Origin of the sequence: Curtobacterium sp. Leaf183, assembly GCF_001424385.1 — a bacterium.
Classification (GTDB): Bacteria; Actinomycetota; Actinomycetes; order Actinomycetales; family Microbacteriaceae; genus Curtobacterium.
This window is the reverse complement of the sequence record NZ_LMPO01000009.1, coordinates 316859-340490: the sequence shown is the minus strand read 5'-3', so window position 1 is coordinate 340490 and position 23632 is coordinate 316859. Positions and strand designations below refer to the sequence as shown.

Annotated in this window: 19 protein-coding genes and 4 tRNA genes; 16 read left to right on the top strand and 7 right to left on the bottom strand. The window is 71.5% G+C overall.

The window, feature by feature from the left end:
• The 7 genes from fliP to csrA form a co-directional block, all read left to right on the top strand.
• On the top strand, positions 1 to 826 hold an 826-nt coding region (gene fliP, locus ASG04_RS17625), incomplete at its 5' end, for a flagellar type III secretion system pore protein FliP (RefSeq protein WP_162241719.1).
• The gene (gene fliQ / locus ASG04_RS12435; RefSeq protein WP_056124776.1) at positions 826 to 1101 is read left to right on the top strand and encodes a flagellar biosynthesis protein FliQ; all 276 of its coding nucleotides are present in this window, start codon (positions 826 to 828) and stop codon (positions 1099 to 1101) included. The genes fliP and fliQ, both read left to right, overlap by 1 nt.
• On the top strand, positions 1101 to 1877 hold the full coding sequence (locus ASG04_RS12430) for a flagellar biosynthetic protein FliR (protein WP_056124771.1): 777 nt from the start codon (positions 1101 to 1103) through the stop codon (positions 1875 to 1877). Before fliQ ends, ASG04_RS12430 begins: the two co-directional genes overlap by 1 nt.
• A gap of 2 nt (positions 1878 to 1879) precedes the next feature.
• The gene (locus ASG04_RS12425; protein WP_056124769.1) at positions 1880 to 3073 is read left to right on the top strand and encodes a flagellar biosynthesis protein FlhB; all 1194 of its coding nucleotides are present in this window, start codon (positions 1880 to 1882) and stop codon (positions 3071 to 3073) included.
• Complete coding sequence (locus ASG04_RS12420; protein WP_056124765.1) at positions 3070 to 5124, top strand: flagellar biosynthesis protein FlhA; 2055 nt, start codon at positions 3070 to 3072, stop codon at positions 5122 to 5124. The genes ASG04_RS12425 and ASG04_RS12420 overlap by 4 nt, the downstream gene beginning before the upstream one ends.
• Positions 5099 to 6046, top strand: a complete 948-nt coding sequence (locus ASG04_RS12415) for a hypothetical protein (RefSeq protein WP_156463652.1) — start codon at positions 5099 to 5101, stop codon at positions 6044 to 6046. The genes ASG04_RS12420 and ASG04_RS12415 overlap by 26 nt, the downstream gene beginning before the upstream one ends.
• A 46-nt stretch (positions 6047 to 6092) precedes the next feature.
• Entirely contained in the window at positions 6093 to 6386 is a 294-nt protein-coding gene (gene csrA / locus ASG04_RS12410) for a carbon storage regulator CsrA (RefSeq protein ID WP_056124761.1), read from the top strand.
• Between the two features lie 74 nt (positions 6387 to 6460).
• On the opposite strand, the gene ASG04_RS12405 is transcribed toward csrA, so the two are convergent.
• Entirely contained in the window at positions 6461 to 8572 is a 2112-nt protein-coding gene (locus tag ASG04_RS12405) for an acyl-CoA dehydrogenase (protein ID WP_056124758.1), read from the bottom strand.
• A 155-nt stretch (positions 8573 to 8727) separates the two neighbouring features.
• Here ASG04_RS12405 and ASG04_RS12400 point away from each other — a divergent pair, with 155 nt between their 5' ends.
• Positions 8728 to 10194, top strand: coding sequence for a peptide MFS transporter (locus ASG04_RS12400; protein ID WP_056124755.1), 1467 nt, complete (start codon positions 8728 to 8730; stop codon positions 10192 to 10194).
• A gap of 160 nt (positions 10195 to 10354) precedes the next feature.
• Here ASG04_RS12400 and ASG04_RS12395 read toward each other — a convergent pair whose 3' ends face one another.
• The 5 genes from ASG04_RS12395 to ASG04_RS12375 all read right to left on the bottom strand — a co-directional run bounded on the left by ASG04_RS12395 (position 10355) and on the right by ASG04_RS12375 (position 16918).
• Positions 10355 to 10681 carry a hypothetical protein gene (locus tag ASG04_RS12395; RefSeq protein ID WP_156463651.1) on the bottom strand — a complete coding sequence of 109 codons (327 nt, stop codon included), beginning with the start codon at positions 10679 to 10681 and terminating at the stop codon, positions 10355 to 10357.
• Between the two features lie 361 nt (positions 10682 to 11042).
• A complete protein-coding gene (locus ASG04_RS12390; protein ID WP_056124749.1) occupies positions 11043 to 14441 on the bottom strand; it encodes an ATP-binding protein in 3399 nt (1132 codons plus the stop codon).
• On the bottom strand, positions 14438 to 15223 hold the full coding sequence (locus ASG04_RS12385) for a DUF4194 domain-containing protein (protein ID WP_056124746.1): 786 nt from the start codon (positions 15221 to 15223) through the stop codon (positions 14438 to 14440). The genes ASG04_RS12390 and ASG04_RS12385 overlap by 4 nt, the downstream gene beginning before the upstream one ends.
• The gene (locus ASG04_RS12380; protein WP_056124743.1) at positions 15220 to 16725 is read right to left on the bottom strand and encodes a DUF3375 domain-containing protein; all 1506 of its coding nucleotides are present in this window, start codon (positions 16723 to 16725) and stop codon (positions 15220 to 15222) included. Before ASG04_RS12380 ends, ASG04_RS12385 begins: the two co-directional genes overlap by 4 nt.
• Before the next feature lie 120 nt (positions 16726 to 16845).
• A tRNA-Val gene (locus tag ASG04_RS12375) sits at positions 16846 to 16918 on the bottom strand.
• A gap of 370 nt (positions 16919 to 17288) precedes the next feature.
• On the opposite strand from ASG04_RS12375, the gene ASG04_RS12370 reads away from it, so the two are divergent.
• The 5 genes from ASG04_RS12370 (at position 17289) to ASG04_RS12350 (ending at position 19463) form a co-directional block, all read left to right on the top strand.
• Positions 17289 to 17360: transfer RNA gene (locus tag ASG04_RS12370), tRNA-Gly, on the top strand.
• Positions 17361 to 17442: 82 nt separating this feature from the next.
• Positions 17443 to 17516: transfer RNA gene (locus tag ASG04_RS12365), tRNA-Cys, on the top strand.
• Positions 17517 to 17531: 15 nt separating this feature from the next.
• A tRNA-Val gene (locus ASG04_RS12360) sits at positions 17532 to 17606 on the top strand.
• A 343-nt stretch (positions 17607 to 17949) separates the two neighbouring features.
• Complete coding sequence (locus ASG04_RS12355) at positions 17950 to 18672, top strand: GAF and ANTAR domain-containing protein (protein WP_082518099.1); 723 nt, start codon at positions 17950 to 17952, stop codon at positions 18670 to 18672.
• A 17-nt stretch (positions 18673 to 18689) separates the two neighbouring features.
• Positions 18690 to 19463, top strand: a complete 774-nt coding sequence (locus ASG04_RS12350; protein WP_082518195.1) for a GAF and ANTAR domain-containing protein — start codon at positions 18690 to 18692, stop codon at positions 19461 to 19463.
• A gap of 291 nt (positions 19464 to 19754) precedes the next feature.
• On the opposite strand, the gene ASG04_RS12345 is transcribed toward ASG04_RS12350, so the two are convergent.
• On the bottom strand, positions 19755 to 20648 hold the full coding sequence (locus tag ASG04_RS12345) for a helix-turn-helix transcriptional regulator (RefSeq protein ID WP_146245181.1): 894 nt from the start codon (positions 20646 to 20648) through the stop codon (positions 19755 to 19757).
• A gap of 215 nt (positions 20649 to 20863) precedes the next feature.
• Here ASG04_RS12345 and ASG04_RS12340 point away from each other — a divergent pair, with 215 nt between their 5' ends.
• From ASG04_RS12340 to ASG04_RS12330, 3 genes are all read left to right on the top strand, one after another.
• Positions 20864 to 21445: a GrpB family protein gene (locus ASG04_RS12340; RefSeq protein WP_056124738.1), complete on the top strand. Its 582-nt coding sequence runs from the start codon at positions 20864 to 20866 to the stop codon at positions 21443 to 21445.
• A 63-nt stretch (positions 21446 to 21508) separates the two neighbouring features.
• Positions 21509 to 22219 (top strand): 5'-methylthioadenosine/S-adenosylhomocysteine nucleosidase, encoded by a 711-nt coding sequence (gene mtnN / locus ASG04_RS12335; protein WP_056124735.1) that lies wholly within the window; start codon positions 21509 to 21511, stop codon positions 22217 to 22219.
• A 103-nt stretch (positions 22220 to 22322) separates the two neighbouring features.
• The gene (locus ASG04_RS12330; protein ID WP_156463650.1) at positions 22323 to 23594 is read left to right on the top strand and encodes a DUF2254 domain-containing protein; all 1272 of its coding nucleotides are present in this window, start codon (positions 22323 to 22325) and stop codon (positions 23592 to 23594) included.
• Positions 23595 to 23632 lie beyond the last annotated feature (38 nt).

Sequence of the window (23632 nt, the reverse complement as noted above, 5' to 3'; positions counted from 1 at the left end):
GACCGCCGCGCGCGCCCGCGTCCTGCTCCTCGCGATCCTCGGGGTGGCCATGGTCGCCGGCTTCCTCATGCTCACGGCGACCGGGGCGCACGCCGCCGGGGTCGTCCAGCCGACCGCCCCCGCGACCCCCTCCGCACCGGCCGCACCGTCGACCGGCGGCTTCTCGGTCAACGTGAACGGCCCGGACGGCACGCCCTCGTCGGCGGTCGTCACGCTGATCGGCATCACGCTGCTGAGCATCGCCCCGGCGCTCATGCTCATGATGACGTCGTTCACGAAGATCTTCGTCGTCCTGGCGATGACCCGGAACGCCCTCGGCCTGCAGTCGATCCCGCCCAACCAGGTGATCGCGGGCCTGGCGCTCTTCCTGTCGCTGTTCGTCATGGCTCCGGTGATCGGGCACATCAACGACGACGCCCTGCAGCCCTACCTGGCCGGGCACCTCGACTTCCAGCAGGCCGTCGACATCGGCACCAAGCCGCTCCGGACCTTCATGCTGCACCAGACGCGCGAGGAGGACGTGGCGCTCATCACCCGCGCCGCCGGCCTGGCGAACCCGAAGGACCTGGACGCCGTGCCGATGACGACCGTGATCCCGGCCTTCATCATCTCCGAGCTCCGCAGCGCGTTCATCATCGGGTTCGTCATCTTCATCCCGTTCCTGGTCATCGACCTGGTCGTGTCGGCGGCGCTCATGTCGATGGGCATGATGATGCTCCCGCCGGTGATGATCTCGCTGCCCTTCAAGATCCTGCTGTTCGTGCTCGTCGACGGGTGGGGACTCATCATCAAGTCGCTCATCGAGAGCTACCAGGTGGTGCACTGATGGACCAGCAAGCGGTCATCGACCTGGTGCTCCAGGCCCTCATCGTCGCCGGCAAGCTCGCCGCCCCGGTCCTCGTCACGTCGCTCGTCGTCGGCTTCGCGATCTCGCTGTTCCAGTCGGTCACCCAGATCCAGGAGGTGACGCTGTCGTTCGTGCCGAAGGCCCTGGCGGTCGCCGTCGCCCTGGTCGTCTGCGGCAACTGGATGATCTCGGAGATGATCGGGTTCACGCACTTCGCGTTCGACCAGATCCCGAAGCTGCTCGGGGTGGGCTGATGGAACTGGCCATCGACTTCAACGCGCTCGAGGGCACCATGCTCGCCGGGGTGCGCATGATCGCGTTCTTCCTGATCGCCCCGCCGTTCTCGTACAAGGCGTTCCCGGCGACGGTGAAGCTCATCCTCGCGCTCGGCCTGGCCGTCGGCGTCGCACCGCGGGTCACCGCCGGGTACGTCTCGCTCGACACCGGCCCCTTCCTGGTCGCGCTCGTCACCCAGCTCGCCGTCGGCCTGGTGCTCGGCTTCCTGGTGTACCTGGTGTTCGCCGCGGTGCAGTCCGCCGGCGCGCTCATCGACCTGTTCGGCGGATTCACGCTCGCCCAGGCCTACGACCCGCAGTCCCAGGTCAACGGCGCGCAGTTCACGCGCCTGTTCCAGATGGCCTCGCTCGCGCTGCTGTTCGCCTCCGGCGGGTACCAGCTCATCGTCGGCGGGCTCGTCCGCTCGTTCGACGCCGTCCCGCTCGTCGACGGCACCGGGCACGTCGGGTCCTTCGCCCTCGGCGGCGTCGCCGGGCTGCTCGTCGCCGCGCTGTCGCAGATGTTCCTGGCCACGCTGCAGATCGCCGGACCGCTGGTCGTCGTGCTGTTCCTCGCCGACGTCGGACTCGGGCTGCTGACGCGCGTCGCCCCCGCGCTCAACGCCTTCCAGATGGGCTTCCCGATCAAGATCGGGCTGTCCGTCATCTTCGCCGGCGCGCTCTTCATGGCGCTGCCCGCGGTCGTGTCGAGCCTGACCGGGGACGCCGTGCAGGCGATCTCGGGGAGGGGGTGAGCATGTCCGACAGCGGTGAGAAGTCCGAGAAGGCCACCGACAAGCGGATGCGCGAGGTCCACAGGAAGGGCCAGCTCGGCCGCTCCCAGGACCTCGGCGCGTGGATCGGCATCGCCGCCGCGGCCCTCGTGGTGCCCGCGACGATCGGCCGTGCGGCTGCCGCCGGGCAGGCGCAGCTCGACGCCGTCCGGGTCGTCATCGCCGACCCCACGATCGGCACGATGCGCGGGGTGTTCGACGACGCGATGGGGTCCATCGGCGCCACGATCGGCCCGATGCTGCTGGTCGTCCTCGTCGCGGTCACGGCCGCAGCGGTGGCGCAGGGCGGTGTGCACATGCGCTCGCTCGCCCCGACGCCCGAGCACTTCGACCCCGTGCAGGGCGTCAAGCGCGTGTTCGGCATGCAGGCGCTCTGGAACGGCGTGAAGGCCCTCGTGAAGACCGCGGTCGTCGGTCTCGTGCTCTGGTTCGCCGTGCAGGGACTCGTCCCCGTGCTCATGACCAGCGGGTCCCTGCCGCTGACGGCCGTCCTCGCCGCCGCGGGCGAGGGCGCCGGCACCCTGCTGCGCGCCGCGATCGCCGCCGGTCTGGTGCTCGCGGCGCTCGACGTGTTCGTCGTCATCCGCCGGAACCGCAAGCGCACGATGATGACCAAGCGCGAGGTCAAGGACGAGAACAAGCAGTCTGACGGCGACCCGTTCGTCAAGGGGCAGCGGCGTTCCCGACAGCTCGCGATGAGCCGGAACCGGATGATCCAGGCGATCCCCGGTGCGGACGTCGTGATGACCAACCCGACGCACTACGCGGTGGCCCTCAAGTACGAACCCGGCAAGTCCGCGCCGCGCGTCGTCGCGAAGGGAGCCGGGCCCGTCGCCGTGCTCATCCGCGAGCGCGCGCTCGAGGCCCGCGTGCCGATCGTCCGCGACGTCCCGCTCACCCGGGCACTGCACGCCGCGTGCGAGCTCGGCCACGAGGTGCCCGTCGACCTCTACACGCCGGTCGCCCGCGTGCTGTCGTTCGTCATGACGCTCAAGGCCGCCGGCACCCACGCGGGCACCCACGCCCCGCCCCGACCCACCACCCCGGCCGAGGTCGCCACGGTCATCGACCCGGCCACCCTGACCGGGGACCTCCGGCCCCGCCGACTCCGGCCCGCACGACACCAGCCCGAACCCACCCAGGGAGTCCCCGCATGAACCGCACGGACCTGCCGAAGCTCGCCGTCCCGGTCGCCGTCGTCGGCATCATCCTGCTGCTGATCCTGCCGGTGCCGTCGTTCCTGCTCGACTTCCTGATCATCTGCAACATCCTGCTGGCGCTGGTGATCCTGCTGACGACGCTGTTCGTCAAGAAGCCCCTCGACTTCTCGGTGTTCCCGTCGCTGCTGCTCGTCGCGACGCTGTTCCGCCTCGGTCTCAACGTCGCGTCCACCCGTCTGGTGCTCGGCGAGGGCTTCGCCGGCGACGTCATCCAGGCGTTCGGCCACGTCGCGGTGTCCGGGTCGATCATCATCGGCGCGGTCATCTTCCTCATCCTCATCGTCATCCAGTTCGTCGTCGTCACGAAGGGCGCCGAGCGCGTCGCCGAGGTCGGCGCGCGCTTCACGCTCGACGCGATGCCGGGCAAGCAGATGGCGATCGACGCGGACCTGAACGCCGGACTCATCACCGACGAACAGGCGAAGGAGCGCCGTGCGTCGGTCTCCGCCGAGGCGGACTTCTACGGCTCGATGGACGGCGCGTCGAAGTTCGTCAAGGGCGACGCCATCGCCGGCATCCTGATCATCGTCATCAACCTCATCGGCGGCATCGCGATCGGGATGCTGCAGAACGGGCTCTCCGTCACCGACGCCCTGTCGAAGTACGGCATCCTGACGATCGGCGACGGGCTCGTCACGCAGATCCCGGCCCTGCTCATGGCCGTCTCGACCGGCATGATCGTGACGCGTTCCGGTGCCGAGTCCGAGATGGGGTCGTCCGCGGCCACCCAGCTCGGCCAGTCGAAGAACGCGCTGCTCATCGCCGGTGTCGCCGCGATCGCGATGGGCTTCATCCCGGGCATGCCGATCCTGCCCTTCCTGCTCGTCGGCGGCACGCTGCTGTTCACGGGGTGGCGGATCGGACGGAACGCGGCCCGCGCCGAGCAGGCGGCCGAACAGCAGCGGGCCCTGGCGGCCGTCGCACCGACCGGCGACACCCCCGAGGACCTCGTCGAGCAGATGCGGGTCCACGCCCTCGAGATCCTGCTCGCGCCCGACCTGGTCGACATGGTCTCCGGTGCCTCCGACGACCTGCTCGGCCGGGTCCGCGCGCTCCGCCGGAAGATCGCCGTCGACATGGGCGTCGTCGTGCCGCCGGTCCGCACGCGCGACAGCATCGAGCTGCCGCCGTCGACGTACGCCATCCGCATCGCCGGCGTCGAGGCCGGCCGGGGCACCGCGCCCGCACGGAGCGTGCTGGCGCTCGGCGACCAGCTCGAGGGGCTCCCGGGTGACGCGACGGTCGAGCCCGTGTTCGGCCTCGCCGGCAAGTGGGTCCCCGCCGAGCTCCGCCACGCCGCAGAGATGACCGGTGCGACCGTCATCGACCGTGTGTCCGTGCTCGTCACGCACCTGCAGGCCGTCATCGGGGACAACGCCGCGCGGCTGCTCACCCGCGAGGACGTCAAGGTGCTGACCGAGGGCGTCAAGCAGGTGAACCCCGCCGCGGTCGAGGAGCTCGTGCCCGGGATGCTCTCGATGGCCGAGCTCCAGCGTGTCCTGCAGGGGCTCCTGGTCGAGCGCGTCCCGATCAACGACCTCGGCCGCATCTGCGAGGCGCTGACCCTGCGGGCGAAGGTCTCCACCGACCCTGAGGGCCTGGTCGAGGCCGCTCGCGCCGCGCTCGGTCCCGCGCTGCCGGCCCGCCACCTGGACGACGGCGTGCTCCGCGTCATCATGATCGACCCGCTGCTCGAGCAGTCGATGCTCGAGGGCCTGCGGCCGTCGGAACAGGGCTCGCAGATCATGCTCGACGCCCACCGCATCGAGCAGGTCCTCGGGTCCGTCCGCGACGCGGTCCACAGTGTCGAGGAGCAGGGGCTCTCCGCCGTGCTCGTCTGTGCCCCGCAGCTCCGCCCGGCCGTCCACCGCATGGTGTCGGCCCAGTCGAACGGCCTGCCGGTGCTCTCCTACCAGGAGGCCACCGCCGCGGGCTCCACCATCGAGACCGTGGGAGTGGTCCGTGCCGCCGACCCGATTGCAGCGTAGCGCCGCCACGCTCGACGACCTCCGCGTCGCCGTCCGCACCGAGTTCGGGCCGGGCGCGCGGATCGTCAGCGCCGAGCGGGTCACGAGCGGCGGCATCGGCGGGCTGTTCCGCAAGGCCCACGTCGAGGCGACCGTCGAGGTCCCGGCGGCGTCGGACCCGCCCGTCGCACGGATCGCGATCGCCGACGGTCCGGTGCAGCGCATCGGCATCGCGGCGCTCCTGGCCGACGCCGAGGCGGCCGAGGCCCGCATCGCGGGCGCCGACGGCACGTCGACGGCCCGAGCCGACGCCTTCGCGTCGGTGCTCGACGGGTTCGTCGCGGACGGGATCGCGCCGACGCCGCCGCCGACGCTGGTCGCGCTCGAGGCCCTGGACGGCCCCGACGCGACGGACGCCGGCGCGCCCGTGGGTGCCGCACCGGGCCTCCCGTCCGGCACCGCCGGTCTGCCAGGAGGCTCGTCCACCCTCGCCGACGTCGTCGCACTCGTGCCGCGCCCCGCGCCGGCCGCGGTGCGGGCGCCGGTGCCGGCCGTGCTGTCGTCCGACGGCGACCTCGTGCTGCTGGTCGGGCGGATGCGGGACGTCGACGCGGCCGCGGGCGCCTTCGCCGCGCGCCACGGGCTGCACGGGACGGACGCCCAGGACCGCCGCGGCGGGATCCTCGCGCGAGCCGAGGGCGTCCGCCAGGGACACGCCCTGCTCGGGTTCGCGGGGTGGGACGACCGAGCGGCACTGGCGGGTCTCGTGCCGGACCAGGTGTGGGTCGTGGTGGACGCGGGACGCAAGCACGAGGACAGCGTGGCGATGGTGTCGTCCGTGACGAGCGCGGTGGCAGTCGCGGGCATCGTGGCGATCGGCACGTCCGAGACGGCGACGCCGGACACCGTGCACACGCTGGGGCTGCCCGTGCACGTGCTCTGACGTGCCGCTGCGACGCGCTGCCCCGCTCGGTGGTTAGGCTGAGCGGGTGCTGGTACTCACGCGGAAGGTCGGCGAGCGGATCCTCATCGGTGACGACATCGTCATCACGGTGCTCGACTCCCGGGGGGACGGCGTGCGCATCGGCATCGATGCACCCCGCGGTGTGAAGATCCAGCGCGAAGAGGTCGTCCGCGCGGTGACCGAGGCGAACGTCGAGGCGGCGCAGGCCGCTGCCGGTGTGACGCCGGACGACGCCGAGGCCCGCCTGCGGGCGGCGCTCGGCGGGGCTGCGCCGTCGCCGTCGTCTGCTTCGACTGCTTCGTCGCCGTCGGACGAGTGATGCATCGCGCCCCGTGACGCACATCGCGCCCCGGGGGACCGGGGCGCGATGTGCGTGCGGGGGTGCGACTGTCCCTACGGACGGGGCTTCTTCTCCTGCTCGGGGAGTCGACCAGCCGCTCGCTCGGCCGCGAACCAGGCGTGTGCCTCGTCCTGACGGGCCTGCTCCTCGCCCAGAGCGATCGGCGCGCGGACGTGCCCGGGCTCGTAACCGAACGAGTCGAGCAGCTGCGGCACGACGGGCCGCAACCGGGCGATGAGCCGGTCGGCGTAGGCCGACACCGCACGGGCTCGCTGCGTCGACAGCCGGCCGTGCACCAGGTACCACTCGAGGTGCTGCTCGAGCAGGCCGAGTGCGAACAGGTCACGCAGCCAGACCAGCACGCGGCGGGTGTCACCCGGGGCGACCTCGTCGACCGCCGCGGTGAAGGCGTCCCACTGCATGAGCTCGGCGTGCGCCTTCGCCGCCTCGATGAGCTCGTGCTGCGAGCGGTTCAGCAGCTTCGCGGCGCGGGCACGGTCCTTGCCGGCGGAGCCGATGCGCACACCGATCTCGGTCACCATGGTGTCGACACGGCCCGCGAGCAGTGCCCGCTGCACGGCAGGGTCGCGCAGGTCCGCGACGCTCGCCGCGAGGGATCCGCGGTCCTTCGCCGTCTGCCCCAGACGCCGGACACCCGACGCGTCGGCGAGCTTCGCCCCGACCTGCGCCGCGACGAACTTCGCCGTGGACGCGGCGTCCCGCGGCGCACGCTTCCGGAAGTCGGTGAGCAGGCGCTTGCCGACGAGCTGCAGCAGCACGGTGTTGTCGCCCTCGAAGGTGACGTAGACGTCGAGGTCGGCACGCAGGCTGGTCAGGCGGTTCTCCGCGAGGAACCCGGCGCCGCCGCAGGCTTCGCGGCACTCCTGCAGGGTGTCGAGCGCGGACCAGGTCGACATGGACTTGAAGGCGGCCGCCTGGGTCTCGAGGTCCTCGCGGCGCTCCGGGGTGTCGAGCCGGCCGCTGAACACGTCGTCGAAGGTGCGGAGCAGCTGCTCGTGTGCGAACGACTGCGCGAACACCGTTGCCAGGCGGGGGATCAGGCGCCGCTGGTGCCGGCCGTAGTCGAGCAGGACGCCCTCGTCGCCGCCGTCGGTCGGGAACTGCCGGCGGTGCATCGCGTAGGTCAGGGCGATCTGCAGCCCGACCTTCTGCGCGACGACCGCCGCGCCGTCGAGGGACACCCGGCCCTGCACGAGCGTGCCGAGCATGGTGAAGAACCGCCGTCCGGGGGAGTCGATCGGCGAGGAGTAGGCGCCGTCCTCGGCGACGTCGCCGTACCGGTTGAGCAGGTTGGTGCGCGGGACCCGGACGTGGTCGAAGTGCAGGCGGCCGTTGTCGATCCCGTTCAGACCACCCTTGACGCCGTCGTCCTCGCCGCCGACACCGGGCAGGAACACCCCGTCCTCGTCGCGCAGCGGGACGTAGAACGCGTGCACGCCGTGGTCCACCCCGCGGGTGACGAGCTTCGCGAACACGACCGCGGCCCGGCCGTGCAGGGCAGCGTTGCCGATGTAGTCCTTCCACGCGCCACGGAAGGGGGTGTGCACGACGAACTCCTGCGTCGCCGGGTCGTAGGTGGCGCTCGTGGCGATGCTCTGGACGTCCGACCCGTGACCGGTCTCGGTCATCGCGAAGCAGCCGGGGACGGAGAAGTCGATGATGCCGGGCAGGAACTCGCGGTGGTTGCGCTCCGTGCCCAGGTGGTGGACGGCGGAGCCGAACAGGCCCCACTGCACGCCGGCCTTGATCTGCAGGGAGGGGTCGGCGGTGGTGATCTCCTCGAACGCCGCCAGGTTGCCGCCGTGGTTGTCCTGGCCGCCGAACTCCGGCGGGTACGGACGCTGGATGGCACCCGCCTGCTGCAGGATCCGGAGCTGGTCGAACGCCCGGACGCGGTGCTCGTGGTTCGTCAGTCCCTCGACCTTGTGCAGCGCCGGGTCGAGCACGAGCCTGCGCGAGATCCGACGGTCCTCGGCCCAGCGGCCCAGCAGGTGCTCGGCGAGCAGGTCCACGTCGATGCGGACGTCGGTGTCGGTCCCCGCCGTCGGGGTCCCGCCCGCGGGGTCGCCAGCGGCATCGGCGTTCGGTGCGGAGCCGCCCGGCGCGGCGGTGCCGGCTCGGGTGCTGGAAGCGGTGTCGACCATGGGTGTCCTCCTGAACAGCGGTGTTGCTCCTGCCAACGCTATGCACGTCCGCCCGGAGCCGCATGCGAGCGGTGCGGTCGCGACAAACCCGGGTCCGAGGTGGTCGCGTCGGTGGTGGGAACCCGACAAGGCCGGAGTCCGGCACACTGGATGGCATGTCACGCACCACCGACGCACCACAGCCCACGAAGCGCGAACGGACCTTCTTCGGCCAGCCGTTCGAGCTCTCCACCCCGTTCGCGGTCGAGCTGTGGGAGCGGTTCTCGTTCTACGGGATGCAGGGCATCGTCCTCATCTACATGTACTACACGGTCACGGAGGGCGGCCTCGGTGTCGACCGGACCGTCGCCGCGGGGATCATGGGTGCGTACGGCGGCGCCGTCTACCTGTTCACGATCCTCGGCGCGTGGATCGCGGACCGGCTGGTTGGCGCGGACCGCACGCTGTTCGGCAGCGCCATCGTGGTGATGGCCGGACACATCGCCCTGGCGCTGATCCCCGGTGTCGCCGGCGTCGGCGTCGGACTGGTGCTCATCGCGCTGGGCTCCGGCGGGCTCAAGGCGACCGCCACCACGATCGTCGGCAGCCTGTACTCCCGCGAGGACCCCCGCCGCGACGCCGGGTTCTCGCTGTACTACCTCGGCGTCAACATCGGCGCGTTCTTCGGGCCCATCCTCACCGGCCTGCTGCAGAGCTCCCTCGGGTTCCACTTCGGGTTCGGTCTGGCCGCGGTGGGCATGGCCGCCGGCCTGGTGCAGTACGGCATCCGTCGGCGCAACCTCCCCGACGCCGTGCGGCACGTGTCGAACCCGCTCGACCGCCGGCGCTGGCCGGTCGTCGCGGTCGGAGTGGTCATCGGCCTGGCCGTCATCGTGACGGCGGTGCTGACCGGTCTGCTCAACGTCGGCAACCTGCCCACCGTCGTCGTCGCGATCGTCATCCTGGCCACGATCGGCTACTTCGTGGTCATCCTGACGAGTGGGATCACCCGCGACGAGCGCTCCCGGGTGCTGGCCTTCATCCCGCTGTTCATCGCCAGTGCGGTGTTCTGGTCGCTGTACCAGCAGCAGTTCACCGTCGTCACGATCTACTCCGACCAGCGGCTCGACCGGTCGATCGGCGCGTTCGAGATGCCGGTCTCGTGGGTGCAGTCGATCAACCCGATCATGATCATCATCCTGTCCGGAGTCTTCGCGGCGCTGTGGACCAAGCTCGGCGACCGGCAGCCGTCCACGCCGACGAAGTTCGCGCTCGGCACCGGCATCATGGGCATCGCGTTCCTGCTGTTCCTGCCGTTCGTCGGCACCGGGCGGAACGGCACCCCGGTCCTGGTGCTCGTCGGCATCCTGCTGGTGTTCACGATCGCCGAGCTGCTGCTCTCGCCGATCGGGCAGTCCGTCGCGACGAAGCTCGCGCCGCCGAAGTTCCAGACGCAGATGGTCGCGCTGTTCTTCCTGTCGGTGTCGCTCGGCACCGCGGTGACGGGTGTGCTGTCGAGGTACTACGACCCCGCGAACGAAGCGCCGTACTTCACCGTTCTCGGCCTGGTCGCCGTGGTCGTCGGCGTCCTGCTGCTGATCGGTGCCAAGCCGGTGCTCCGCCTGATGCGCGGGATCCGGTAGCCGTTCCGGTAGCCTGGACGAAGCCACGTCGGCCCCGAGACCACAGGAGACACACCATGCTCGAACTCGTCGGAGCGATCATCATCGGCGTCGGTGTCCTGGGCGGCGTCGGCACGTGCATGGCACTCGGCGCCATGGCCAAGAGCGGGTCCGAGGACTACTAGGCCTCGTTCCGCTCCGGTTCCACCGGGACCAGTTGACGACTCAGGACGGTCGCGCGCTCGAAGGGGCCGCGGCCGTCCTCCGTGTACACGGGCTCGTCGAACGCGACGGTCCACGACAGCGGCTCGCCGACGCCGGGGTACCCGACGATCTGGTTCCCGCCCGGCGCCACGATGACGCCGATGAGCTCGCTGCCGCCGATCGAGTCGACCCAGCGTTCGCCGCCCTGCTCGGTGTCGACGACGCGCACGAGCGCCCCGATCCCGAGCGAACCGCGGGACCGGTCGACGTCGGGGTTCGGGCGGCGCTTCCGGTTCCACATCACGCCCGTACCGTACCGCGTCGACACGTCGCCCCGCCCTGCGCGCTCACCCGCGCGGCCGCCCGCCCACCCGCCCGAGGTTCCACGATTCGCGCATCTCGGGTCGGCCGACCGGCACCTCCCGCGACCAGGACGAACGTGAGCGGCGAGTCTCGCCCTCTCGACGGGCGCCACCAGCGGACGGACGGGAGGCTCGGTGCGGGCCCGCAGCGAGCCTCCCGTCCGTCGTCCGCTCCCGTCGACGGCCTCAGATGGCAGAAATTGCGAACCTCGGGCGTCTGGACAGGCCACTTGTGCGACCTCGGCGGAAGTGAGCGGCATGTCGTGGCATCTCGGGCACCGGGCGCCCGGCGCCCGGCGGACGTCAGGCGGGTGCCACCGCAGCCTCCGCCGCCGGCTCCGCCCGCCGGATCTCGGTGATCGACGAGTGGCCCGTGTCAGGGTGCTTGCGCATCGACAGCAGACGCTCCATCGCCGGCTCGAGCGCCGTGACCTTGTCGAGCGGTGCACTCACGACGAGCTGGAACCCGAGCCGCAGCCACGCCGTCACCGCACGCCCGGCGAACTCCGAGTCCGCCTTGATGAACGCCTCGTCCAGGAACACCGGCGCGAACCGAGGGCGGGGCCGGGTCTCGTCGCCGAGCTGGTACCGCAGCGCCGCGCCCACGATGAAGGCCACGAGCTCCTGCGTCTCTCCGCCGGACTTGTCGCCGAGGGACGAGTACACGCCCAGGTCGGTGCCCGTCGTGTCGTACCGCACGGCCGTGATCTCCATGTGGCGTCGGACGTCGAGCACGGCGTCGCGCTGCGAGGTCCGGGCGCCGCGGTGCATCGATCCGTCGTGCCGGATCACGGCCATGAAGCGTCGGAGTCGGCGGAACCGGGTCTCGAGCACGTCGTCGGTGAGCTCGGTGTCGACCGACGCGGACAGGGCACGGAGTTCGCGGCGGAACTGCGTGACGTCCTCGCGGGTGACCCGGCGGATGACGATCTTCAGGCGGTCGCGGTTCGCGCCGAACGGCAGGTCGCGCAGGATCTCGTTGACCGGTTCGAGCCGTTCCTCGATCTCGACGACCGCACGGTCGAAGGCGCCGGCCAGCGGGACGAGGTCCTCCCCGCTCCACTGGGACAGCCGTCGACGCCACTCGCTGCGCCGCGCGTGCAGGCCGGTCGCGACGATGTCGTCGAGGATCGCGCGGTAGTCCGGGTACGACGCGACACCGGTGCCGAGGTTCGGGTCGGGCCATGCATCCTGGTACCGCTGGAACGTCATCGTGAGCGCGTTCGACGCCGACGCGGCGCCGTCGAGGGCCTGCGACAGTCGCTCCTCGAGCCGCCGGCGGAGGCGACGGGTGGCGTCGTCGAACCCGTCGACGCCGTCGGGTGCGCCGACCTCGTCGAACGTCTCGGCCAGCAGCTGGGCCTGCTGTTCGTCCGGCAGCAGCGCGGGACTGTCTTCGAAGCGCGACAGGATCTCGGCCGCGGCGTCCTGCCCGTCGACGAGCACCGCGTGGCGCTCCTCGAGCCGCTGCACCGACAGCCGCGCGGCAGCCCGGCGGTCGGCAGCGTCGTCGAGGGCCGTCCGGAGCCGTGCGACGGACGTCCGGAGTGCTCGGAGGCCGTCGTCAGCGGCCAGCAGGGCGTCCCGCTCGGTCGACAGGCGCGCCAGCGACTCGTCGGCGCCGGTCAGGTCGATCGCGTCCCACGTGGTGTCGACCAGGTGCTGGTGCGCGGCCCGGAGCTCGTCGAGCGCGGTGATGTCCTGCGCGACGTCGGTCCGACGGGCCTCGAGTGTGGCGAGGTCCTCGGCGATCGCCGCCAGCTCCTGCTCGACCGCGACGACCCGGGCCTCGTTCGTGAAGCCGATGACGTTCGCCTGCCGTCGGTCGCCGTGCGCGCCGCGACGGCCGTCGCGGAGCTGTCCGGACTCCGTCACCCGACGACCGCCGCCCCCGAGCTCGGAGGCCGACGACACGCAGCGGGCGTCGATGCGGTCGGACTCGATGCGCGACCGGACCCAGGTGCTGAAGGGGGAGTCCTTGACGGCGAGCTTGCCGGACACCATCGCGCGGTCGCCAACGACGTCCAGGTGCGGTCCGGACGGCACGCCCTCGAACTGCACCCGGACCGGGATGCGGAGCGCGTCGATCGCGGCACTGAACGTGTCGAGCTGGTCCTGATCGACGAGGAGCGTGCGGGCGACGGGGGCGAGCACGGACTCGATCGCGGTACGCCAGCGCTCCTCGCCGGGCAGCACGTCGAGCAGCTCTGCGACGAAGGGCACCGACGCGGGGTCCATCCCGGCGGCCTGCGCCATCGCCACCCGGGCCTCGTGCATCGGCAGCGGCATCGCGCCCTGCCGGTGTTCGAGCGACTGCCGCTCCTGGCGCAGGGACCGCTCGCGGTCGAGCAGCGGGTACTCCTCGCGGGTGAGCGCGTCGCGACGGTCGTCGAGCGCGGCACGCGAGGCGGCGTGGGTACCGAGGAACTCGTGTGACGCGCGCTGTCCGGCGACGAACGCGGACTCCGTCGTGAAGGTCCCGAGCGCGGCCGTCCGGTCGTCGAAGGCCGTCCGGGTGCGCTCCACGGCGGCTCGCTCGCGCGTGCGTCGCTCGATGCGGTCCTCGAGCTGGGCGAGTGCGTTGCCGCCCGAGTCGCGCAGGCGGGCCTCGGCCTCGCGCAGCTCGATCTCGACGGCGGCGTGACGGGCGGACGCCGCCTCGACCTCGGCGCGGGCCGCGGTGCGGGACCGGCGGTTGCGGTCGACCTCGTCGTCGAGCAGCGCGCGCTTGCGGGTCGCTGTCCAGTGGGCGAACGGCGACACCTCGGACCCGGTCGCGATGCCGTCGAGGGCGGCCGCGGCGGCCCGGGAGCGCTCGATCTCCAGGTGCAGCTCGGTGATGGGGGCGAGGATCCGTACCTTCCGCTCCTCGGTGTCCATCGCCTCGTACGCCTCGTCGAGCGCGGAGAAGTGCGCGAGCGCGCGGTCGGCGGCCTCGTAGGTGCCGGGGGTCTCGAGCACCAGCGACTTGTAGAGCGAGTCGACCGTGGGCATGTGCTGCCCGGCCTGGATCCGCGCGAGCAGCCGCATCGCCCGGTTGCCCCCGCCGGAGTCGCCGATCCCGAGCCGGGTCTGCAGCGTGTACGCCAGCTCCTGGTACGTGTCGCGGACCACGAGCCCCGGCACCCGACCGGTCAGCTCGAGGTGGTTGAACCGCGACGGCACGAAGGCCTCGAGCCGGCGCAGGTCGAAGTCGTCGTCGACCGTCGCCATGGTCATCTGGATGTCGCCGACGCCGCGCGCGCGCTTCGGCACGATGTACGCGCGGAGCACCGTGAAGCGTCGCTCGTCGTCGTTGAGGAACGTCACTGCCACGGCACCCCACGTCGCGGTGTCGTCGCCGCGCAGGTTCACGTCGCGCAGGCTGCCGGACTCCGGGTCGCGCCGCGTGTCGATCTTGCCCCGCAGGTACGTCAGCAGGTTGCGCTGGTCTGCGCTCCGCGCCCGCCCCGTGGTGGCGTCGTTCGACGCGCCGTTGAACGGCACGTCGGAGGGCATCATCACCGCGAGGTACGCGTCCATCAGCGTCGACTTGCCCGTGCCGGACGCGCCGGAGATCAGCGTCGCCGCGCCGGACAGCTCGATCTGGCGGTGGCCGTGGAAGCCGCCCCAGTTCACGACCTGCATGGACTCGGCGCGCCACTGCGCGACGGTGTCGAACAGCGCCGGCATGCCGGCGGTGTCGATCCGGTGGTCGGTCACGCGGACTCCTCCTCGTCGTCGTCATCGGTCTGGAGGCTCGGCTCGGCTCCGTCAGGCGCGTCCACCGGTGCGGAGGTCGCGTTCGACGACGTTGTGCTCGCCAACCACGTGTCCAGTTCCAGCAGCCGCTCCAGCGGGAGCAGGACCTCGACGACGCTCGCCACCCGGAAGCGGTCCGGGTCGCTCGTCTTCAGCAGGACCCGCGCGGTGATCAGGCGCTCGATGGCCTTCGCGACGCGGCCCTCGTCGCGCGTGCGGTCGGTCGCGGTGGCCGGTCGGAAGCCCGCCACGTGCCCGAGGATCTCCGACCGGTCGACGACGACCTGGTCGGGGCCCGGCCGGGTGTCGGCGCGGAGTCGCATCCGGAGCCAGACCAGGACGATCGTCTCCTCCCGCGTGTACGGCACGTCGCGGAGCAGCGTCGGGAAGCCGCGGCGCTGGCTCTCGGAGCGTGCCTGGCGCTTCCACGCGACCTCACGGTCGCGGTCGACGTGCAGTTCGAGGAACAGGTCGTTGAGGCGTGAGCGCAGCTGTCCCTCGGCGTCGAGCACCGCGCGCCACTCGTCGGGGTGTGTCCGCGCGCTGACGTAGGGGTGCCGGAGCAGCGCGACGAGCGCGCGGCGCTGGAGCTCGTCGAGGCGGCCCTCGTCGCCCTCGAACAGCGCGAAGCTCGATTCGTCGCGCTCGGTCTCGTCGAGCGCGACCGAGGCGGACTCGTCGAAGGGATCGATGCCGTCGAACGCGTCCGTGTCGTCGACGTGGGATGCCGTCGTGTCGGTCACCGGGCCTCCAGGGTGGTGCTGTCGTCGTCCGCCGGACGGTCCTCGGTGAGGTCCGCCGTGGGCATGGTGAAGGTGACTGCCGTGCCGTCCGGGCGCACCGTGTGGTGCGGCACGGCGGTGGCGGCGGTCTCGAAGTCGGTGTGTCCGGTGAGCAGGTGCGCGAGACCGAAGAGCTCGACCGGGCGACGCTGCTCTGGCGGCAGTGCGTGGAAGGCGCCGACGCTCGTGCCGGCACCGGCGGAGCGGAGTGCTTCGCGGAGCTCGACGAGCAGGGGACCGCCGTGGCGCCGGAGCGACTCGACGTCGATCTCGTCGAAGACGTCGTCGTCGGGTTCCTCGATGGGCGGCGGGACCGCCTCGGTGTCCGGGTCGTAGAAGCGTTCGCGGAGCGTGCCGACCTCGGCGACCGGGGGGAGGAGGCCGAGCGGGATCCGCTCCCGCGCACCGCCGGACTCCATCAGGGTGGCCATCCGGCGGTTCACGCTGCGGAGCACGGCGTCGAGCTCGCGGTCACGGACAACGTCGTGCGCGACGATCTGGTCGCGGAGCGTGCCGGTGAGCAGGCGGCGCTGCGCGAGGACGTCCTCGATGCCCTGCCGGAGGATCACGACCGTGTTGCGGAACGTGCGGCGTTCGGCGGTGCTGAGCGACTCCGCGAAGGGGTGGTCGAGGATCGTCGCGATGTCCTCGCGCAGGCGCAGCAGCAGGGCGTCGTCGCGGAGCAGCTCGAAGGCGCCCTCGAACGCGCGGCCCTCGGGCGTGGCCTCCATCAGGGTGTCCGTGCGCGCCAGGTAGTCGTCGAGGATCTCGCCGATCGGACGGACCTCGTTCCGGAAGTCCTCCACGATCTCGCGGTGCATCGTCGCCACCGCTTCCTCGACGCGCTTGAAGTCGCTCGGGAGCTGGCGGATCAGGTCGGTGATGTTCGTGTAGCCGTCGCGCATCCGGTCGTCGTCCACCGCGGTGGGCTCGTCGCCGCTGGCGAGTCGATCACGCTCGGCCTGCAGCTCGGCGATCTGCGCGTCGAGCCGGCGGATCTGCACGTCGGGGTCCGGCTCGGCGCGGGCGGCCCAGCGGTGCACGGCGTCGACGATCATCGCCAGGCGGCTCTCGCTGATCAGCGCCCGGTCCGAGGACAGGGCGTCCACGAGGCTCAGCGCTTCGAGGGCGTGGCTCGTGAGGGAGTACTGCTCGTCGCCGTCAGGGGAGTTCGAGCGGACGAGCCACTGTGCCGCGACCCACTCGCGGCAGAGCGCGCGGCCGGTCGGCCTGGTGTCGGGCTCGTCCTGCTGCTGGTGCTGGTGCGTTCGTGCCTGCAGGCGGGCGACGTGCTCCTCGACCTGCAGGTGCATGCGGTCGGCGGGGACGTACTGCACGTCGCGGTCGAACACCGTGCGGAAGACGGCGAGCACGACGGCGCTCGTCGGGCGGGACATCAGGCGGAGCGTCGGCCGGTCGAGCACCGCGCGCACGCGGGCGTACTCGAGGTCGACGTCGGTCATGCTGCCCTTGCTGATCGGGTGGGTCGGGGGATGCAAAGAGCCCGACGCGATTGCGCCGGGCTCTTTGTGCACTGCAGGTGTTCCTGCGGTGGGTGGTTCTTCAGGCCCTGGATGGGCACGTGGGCGATACCAGACTCGAACTGATGACCTCTTCGGTGTGAACGAAGCGCGCTACCAACTGCGCCAATCGCCCCCTGCACTTGCGTGCGGATCGATAGTAGCGGATGTGGCGGGCGCTGCCGAACCGCGTGTCGCGCTCGCGCGTGGCGTGGCGTGCCGTGCCGTGCCGTGCCGAGTCGACCGGCGCGCTGCAGCAGCGTGCGAGGTCCCGTCCACGGTGCGAGGCGCTCGACCTCGCACGCTGTCCGGAGGCTCGCACGTCCCGCGGGCCGAGCCGACGATCTCGGGAGAGGGCGGTCGGGGTGAGCCGCGGAGCGCGTGAACTCGGGGGACACGCCCGGTGAACGGCGATGATTTTGGCGGACACGGCGGACTTCGTATAGAGTTCACGACGTCGCCGCGAGAGCGGGCCGACATGAAGGGCACGACTTCGGTCATGTTCTGCGGATGTGGCGCAGTGGTAGCGCATCACCTTGCCAAGGTGAGGGTCGCGAGTTCGAATCTCGTCATCCGCTCGAGTACCGGTTCCTTCGGGGGCCGGTTTCTCACCAGAGGGTATCCCACCGTTCGGGTACTCACGGAGACGTGATCCTCGATGGTGGGGTGGCCGAGAGGCTAGGCAGCGGCCTGCAAAGCCGTCCACGCGGGTTCGAATCCCGTCCCCACCTCCATGGATGTCTCTCTCTGGGCGATTGGCGCAGCGGTAGCGCGCTTCCCTGACACGGAAGAGGTCACTGGTTCGATCCCAGTATCGCCCACCACGATGAAGCCCCCCGGGAAACCGGGGGGCTTTCGTGTTCCCACCCGCGGGACTACTGCGGCGGGATCGCGAACTCGTCGAGGACGTCACCCAGGGTCGTGCCGAGCAACACCGCCGTCCGTTCGTACCTGTCGTGCAGTCGCGTTCGGGTTGCCCGACACCCCGACACCCTGACCGCGCGGCCGGGACGTCGAGGTCGCGCCCCGTCGGCGCGGCGCCCGTGCCGGTCGCCCGCTGGTGTAGCGTCGTGCTCGAGAACGTGCCCTGACCTCTGCACGGTGCTCTCCCGAGGAGGTCTCCATGTGCATTCGTCCGCCAGGACAACCGTCGTTCGCGGGTCCGCGATGAGCCGGCCGGACGGGACGGGCTTCGTCGCCGCCATGACGGCGCTGTACCGCGCCGGGGAGCAGGACGACCTGTGCGCGCCCTTCCTCGCCTCGTTCCCCGTCGACAGCGTCGCGATCTCCACGCTCGGTGACCCACTCGGTTCCGAGACGGTCGGCGCCAGCGACGACTCCGCCGCGCGCTGGGACGAGATCCAGCTCGATCTCGGCGAGGGCCCGTGCTGGGAGGCAGTGGACCGCGGGGCACCGGTCCTGGTGCCGGACCTGCAGGACGCCGAGACCGTCCGGTGGCCGCTGGCACTGCATGCGCTCCGAGCGACCCAGCTCGGAGCGGTGTTCGCGTTCCCCATGCACGTGGGCCCGATCCCGGTCGGCGCGGTCGACCTCTACGGGCGGGCATCCGTGTCCCTCCGGCCCTCGGTCGTCGAGGACGCGGTCATCATGACCGGCCTCGTCGCCCGACACGTCCTGCACCGGGCCCTGGTGCGGACTGAGCGTGCCGAAGAGGGCACGTGGAACACTGGGAGTGGTTCCGGGCGGTTCTCACGGCGTGAGGTGCACCAGGCTTCCGGCATGATCGCGGCACAGACCGGCGCCGGAGCCGCGGATTCCCTGCTGCTCCTGCGGGCGTTCGCACACACGGCCGGACGGTCGGTCCTCGAACTCGCTGCAGACGTGGTGGCCGGGCGAGTGGACTTCACCGACCACGGCGAACCGGAATGACCGGGAAGGAACCCACCATGGCGCGGACCCGAGAGCAGCACCTCGTCGACACGTTCGTCACGCTCACCGACACCCTCGTGTCGGACTACGACACCGTCGAGCTGCTGCAGACACTCGTCGACAACGCTGCCGCCCTGTTCGATGCGTCTGCGGCGGGCATCCTGCTGGTCAACGACGAGCAGGAACTCGAGGTCATCGCCTCGACGAGCGAGCGCAGCACGTTCATCGGCCTCATGCAGCTGGACGCCGGTGAAGGCCCGTGTGTCGAGGCCTTCACGAGCGGCATGACCGTGATCGTCGAGGACGCACGGTCGATGCGCCGTCGATGGCCGCGCTTCGCAGAGCTGTCGGCCGAGCTCGGGTACGCGTCCGTGCACTCGATCCCGCTCCGGCTCCGTGACACCACACTCGGTTCGATGAACCTGTTCCGCGAATCCGAGGGGACGCTGAACCGCAACGACGCCGTTGCCGCGCGGGCGCTCACCGACGTCGCCACGATCAGCATCCTGCAGCAGCGCTCGACCGAGCAGGCGGTGCTGGTGCAGGAACAGCTGCGACGGGCGCTCGAGAGCCGGGTGTCGATCGAGCAGGCCAAGGGCTTCCTGGCCCACACGTACCGGCTCGACCTGGACACCGCGTTCGACGTGCTGCGCAAGTACGCACGATCGCACCAGGCGCGGATCGCCGACGTCGCGCGAGACGTCGTCAACCAGGTCATCGTCATCCCGTCGCCGACCGCGCCCGACCCGCAGTCCGCGTCCGAGTCCGAGTCCGAGTCCGAAGGACGCTGACCCGCGCGCTCCGCCGGGCAGACGAGACCGGCCGGGCACGGGATCAGAAGTCGCGCCCGACCGGTGGCTCATGGTGGGTGACGCGACGCCGCCGGCGGTGCTGCCGGGGGAGCCGTCGTCCCTGCTCGTCAACGGACCCAGCTGCTGTCGTAGCGACACGGTGGTGCCAGCGACACGGTCGTGTCAGCAAGACGTTCGTGCCAGCGATGCAGGTGGTTCCGGCGGCCGGGGACTGGGGCTGCTGGCAGCAACGCTAGAGGTGCCCGCCCGGCGGCGCAAGATCCAGTTCGGTCAGTCCCGGCCGCGACGCAGCGTGTCGCTCGGCCGCTCGCCGAACCGGTCCCCGTAGGCGCTCGCGAAGCGGCCGAGGTGGTTGAACTGCCAGTCGCGGGCGACGTCCGCGACGGTCGCGGACTCGCCGTCCTCGAGCTCGCGACGGGCACCGTCGAGACGCAGGTCGCGCAGGTACTTCGTCGGGGTGGTCTCGAGGTCACGTGCGAAGGCGTTCTGCAGCCCGCGCACGCTCAGCCCCGACGCTTCGGCGAGGTCGTCGAGCGTCAGGGGGGACCGGGCCTCGTGGTGCATGAGGTCGACGGCGCGGGCGACCGACGACGAGGTCATGCTCGGTGCGGCGCGGACGGGGAACGTCCCGACGACGGCGTCGGCGACGCGGGCGTTGAGGATCGCACGCTCGGTGCCGGTCACGGACGCCGCGGTCAGGTCGGGCGTCGACCGGCGGAGTTCTGCCTGCAGGCGTCGGAGGGCGTCCGTCCCGTCGGGCTCCTCGTCGAAGACGAGGGGACCGCGCAGGTGGATGCCCCGATCCGCCAGGGCTCGGCGCAGCAGCCCCTCGGACAGGTGCAGCATCGAGACCTTGCGCGTGTCGGCCGAGAAGTCGTAGACGACGCTGCCGGACAGCAGCATCGGACGGCCGGGCGTGGCGGTCCGCGTGTCGGCCGCCTCCGGGGTGATCGTCGCGGTGCCGTCGCCGATCCAGAAGACGATGTGGTCACGACGTGGTTGCATGCGCCCGACCCGCGTCCCCTCGACCGTGGCACCGCGCATGGACAGGTCGGCGTCGCCGGCGCCGGCGTACTGGAACTGGTCGAGGGACCCGTCCACCCCGTCGGCGAGCCCGTAGGTCGCCTCGAGCTCTGCGCCGCGGTGCTCACTGACCGTCTCCACCCGGTACCTCCGGAAGGTGGGCGGCCGTTCCGGGAGCGGCATCGCCGTCACGGGCTCATCCTGACACGGCGGGTGTCCGGACCGCGACCCGCGTCCACGGGGTGTCGCGTCCGTGCGGTCCGGACGCGACCCGGTGCCGGACGGCAGGCCCGGTGTCGGCCGCACCGCGCCTCCGGTCCGGCACCTGCTCGCGACCAGTGCGCGAGTATTGCCCCGTGGAATCGCCTGCACACCCCAGCCGGCCCGACGTCACGACGACCGAGATCGTCGGGGGTCCGGAGCCACTCACGGTCGGTCTGCACCCCGCGGATGACTCCTGGCCGGCGACCTACCGCGAGCACGAGCGGCGGATCCGCACGGCGATCGGGTCGGCGCTGGCGGTCGAGGTCGAGCACATCGGGTCCACGTCGGTGCCGGGGCTGGCGGCGAAGCCGATCGTCGACCTCGTCGTGGCCGTGCCCGACATCACCGACGAGCACGCCTACCTCGTGCCGCTGCTCGCCGCCGGCTACCGGCTGCGCGTCCGGGAGCCCGGACACCGCCTGGTCCGGACGCCCGAGCGCGACGTGCACGTCCACGTGTACGAGCGGGGCGCCCCGCAGGTGGACGCCTACCTGCTGCTCCGCGACCACCTGCGTGCGGACCCGGCGGACCGGGCACTGTACGAACAGACGAAGCGCGACCTGCTGGCGCAGCAGTGGGACGACATGAACGCCTACGCCGACGCCAAGACCTCGGTGATCGAGGCGATCAAGGACCGGGCGCGCGAGCGGCAGCACGGACGCGGCGGCGCCTGACCGGGCTGCACGGCCGTGCACGCACCTGACCGGGTGACGACGGGCGTGTGGAAGGATCGTCTGGTGGACGAGCGGGCAGCACCGGTCGCCGTGGTGATCGCGGCGATGAGCGAAGAGGTCGACGCCTTCGCCGACCTGATCGGCGGGGTCCCGTCCGAGTACGGCCCCGTCGGCGGCCACGACGGACACCAGCTGCTCGACGTCGAGGGCGTTACGGTCGCCGTCCGTCGCAGCGGCATCGGGTTCACGAACGCGACCGCGGCCGTCGCGCACTGCTTCCACGACTTCGGCGCCGTGCCCGTCATCAGCGTCGGGACGGCCGGAGGGCTCATGCACGGGGTGGCCATCGGCGACGTCGTCGTGGGGGACCGCTACGTCAACCTCAACGCCGACGCCACGGCGTTCGGCTACGCGCTCGGACAGGTGCCGGGCATGCCGACCGGCTACGCCCCGGATCCCCGCATGGTCGCACTCGCACTGGGTGCGAAGACCGGGCACCGGCTGCGGTCGGCGACGATCGGGTCGAGCGAGGTCTTCGTGACCGAGGACCGCGCGCGCGTGCTCCGTGACGCCTTCCCGACCGTGGCGGCCGTCGACATGGAGTCGGCCGCCATCGCCCAGTTCGCGCACGTGCACGCGATGCCGTTCGTCTCGGTCCGGGGCATCAGCGACCTGTGCGCACCGGACGGCGACGAGTTCCGTCTGCACCTCGACGACGCCGCGGCCCGGGCGGCCGAGGTCGTGCACGACGTCGTGCGGGGCCTGGCCGCCTGACGTCGACGCGGCCCTCGGCGGGTGGCTCCTGGCAGACTCCACACGGGGACTCCGGGCGGTCATCTTCGGGTCGAGCGAGAGGCTGGTGGTGTCCGTGCGGACGATGACGTTGCGTGTCCGGGAGTCGTTCTGGTTCCTGCCGGCGCTGCTGGGCATCGCGGCGATCGTCCTGGCCGAGGTGCTGGTGGCGGTCGACCGGGCGGTCATCGACGGTGGTGTCCGGATCGCGGTGCTCGACTCCCTGAGCGCGAGCGGCGGCCGGTCCATCCTGACGACGATCGGCACGGCGATGCTGACCGTCGCGGGCACGTCGTTCTCGATCACCATCTCGGTGCTCGCGACGACCTCGTCCACCTACGGCCCGCGCCTGGTCCGGAACTTCATGGCCGACCGGGCGAACCAGTTCGTGCTCGCCGCGTTCACGGCGACGTTCCTCTACGCGATCGTCGTCGTCCGCTCGGTCCACACGGACGTCGACGACGGTTCCGCGTTCGTCCCCGTCATCGCCGTACACGTGGCCGTGCTGATGGGGATCCTCGACGTGGGCGTCCTGGTCTTCTTCATCCATCACATCGCGACGAGCGTGCAGATCACCTCGCTGCAGAAGCAGGTGCAGGTGGACCTGGTGGCCGCCGTCGACCAGGCCTTCGTCGACCGGGACGACGCGCACGACGCCGTCACCGTCGCACCGCAGGGGCCCGACCGCGAGGGCGGCAGGACGATCCGCGCGGCGCAGGACGGCTACGTGCAGTCGGTCGAGTGGGAGCGCCTGGTCTCGTGGGCCGATCGGCATGACCGTGTGCTCGACCTGTGCGTGATGCCCGGTGACCACGTCATCGTCGGGGATCCGATCGCAGTCGTGCACGTGGCCGACACGGCGACCGACGGGGGAGCAGTGGACGACGACGGCACCGGCGACGGGGCCGCCCGCCAGGTCCGCGCGTGCATCATGACCGGGACGGCCAGGACCCCGCTGCAGGACGTCCGCTTCGCGCTGCAGCAGCTCGTCGAGATCGCGGTGCGCGGGCTTGCGACCGGCTCGAACGACCCCTACACGGCAGTCAGTGCGCCCGACATGGCGGCGGTTGCGCTCGTGCCCGCCTGGCGTGACCGCGAGCGGGTCACCGGGTACCTCGACGACGACGGGACGGTCCGGGTGACGCCGCACTGGCCGCGGCTCGAGGACCTCGTCGACTCGGTCTTCGAGGGCGTCCGCACCTACGGGGAGGACCAGCCGATCGTGCTACGAGCCGCGCTGCGGTTGGCCGAGCGACTCGCCGACGCTGGGACGGACGCACGCGCGGCGTCGGCCGAGCAGACGGCGTCGGTGCTCCGGGCGTCCCTCGACCGAGCCGAGCGGGACGTCCGGAGCTGACCCCGCCGACCGGGTCGTGCCGTCGCGGCACGGACCCG

What these genes read in the sequence shown, in the direction of transcription:
- fliQ (WP_056124776.1), top strand. Translation starts at nt 826, where the DNA reads ATGGACCAGCAAGCGGTCATCGACCTGGTGCTCCAGGCCCTCATCGTC.
- ASG04_RS12430 (WP_056124771.1), top strand. Translation starts at nt 1,101, where the DNA reads ATGGAACTGGCCATCGACTTCAACGCGCTCGAGGGCACCATGCTCGCC.
- ASG04_RS12425 (WP_056124769.1), top strand. Translation starts at nt 1,880, where the DNA reads ATGTCCGACAGCGGTGAGAAGTCCGAGAAGGCCACCGACAAGCGGATG.
- ASG04_RS12420 (WP_056124765.1), top strand. Translation starts at nt 3,070, where the DNA reads ATGAACCGCACGGACCTGCCGAAGCTCGCCGTCCCGGTCGCCGTCGTC.
- ASG04_RS12405 (WP_056124758.1), bottom strand. Translation starts at nt 8,572, where the DNA reads ATGGTCGACACCGCTTCCAGCACCCGAGCCGGCACCGCCGCGCCGGGC.
- ASG04_RS12400 (WP_056124755.1), top strand. Translation starts at nt 8,728, where the DNA reads ATGTCACGCACCACCGACGCACCACAGCCCACGAAGCGCGAACGGACC.
- ASG04_RS12380 (WP_056124743.1), bottom strand. Translation starts at nt 16,725, where the DNA reads ATGACCGACGTCGACCTCGAGTACGCCCGCGTGCGCGCGGTGCTCGAC.
- ASG04_RS12355 (WP_082518099.1), top strand. Translation starts at nt 17,950, where the DNA reads ATGAGCCGGCCGGACGGGACGGGCTTCGTCGCCGCCATGACGGCGCTG.
- ASG04_RS12350 (WP_082518195.1), top strand. Translation starts at nt 18,690, where the DNA reads ATGGCGCGGACCCGAGAGCAGCACCTCGTCGACACGTTCGTCACGCTC.
- ASG04_RS12330 (WP_156463650.1), top strand. Translation starts at nt 22,323, where the DNA reads ATGACGTTGCGTGTCCGGGAGTCGTTCTGGTTCCTGCCGGCGCTGCTG.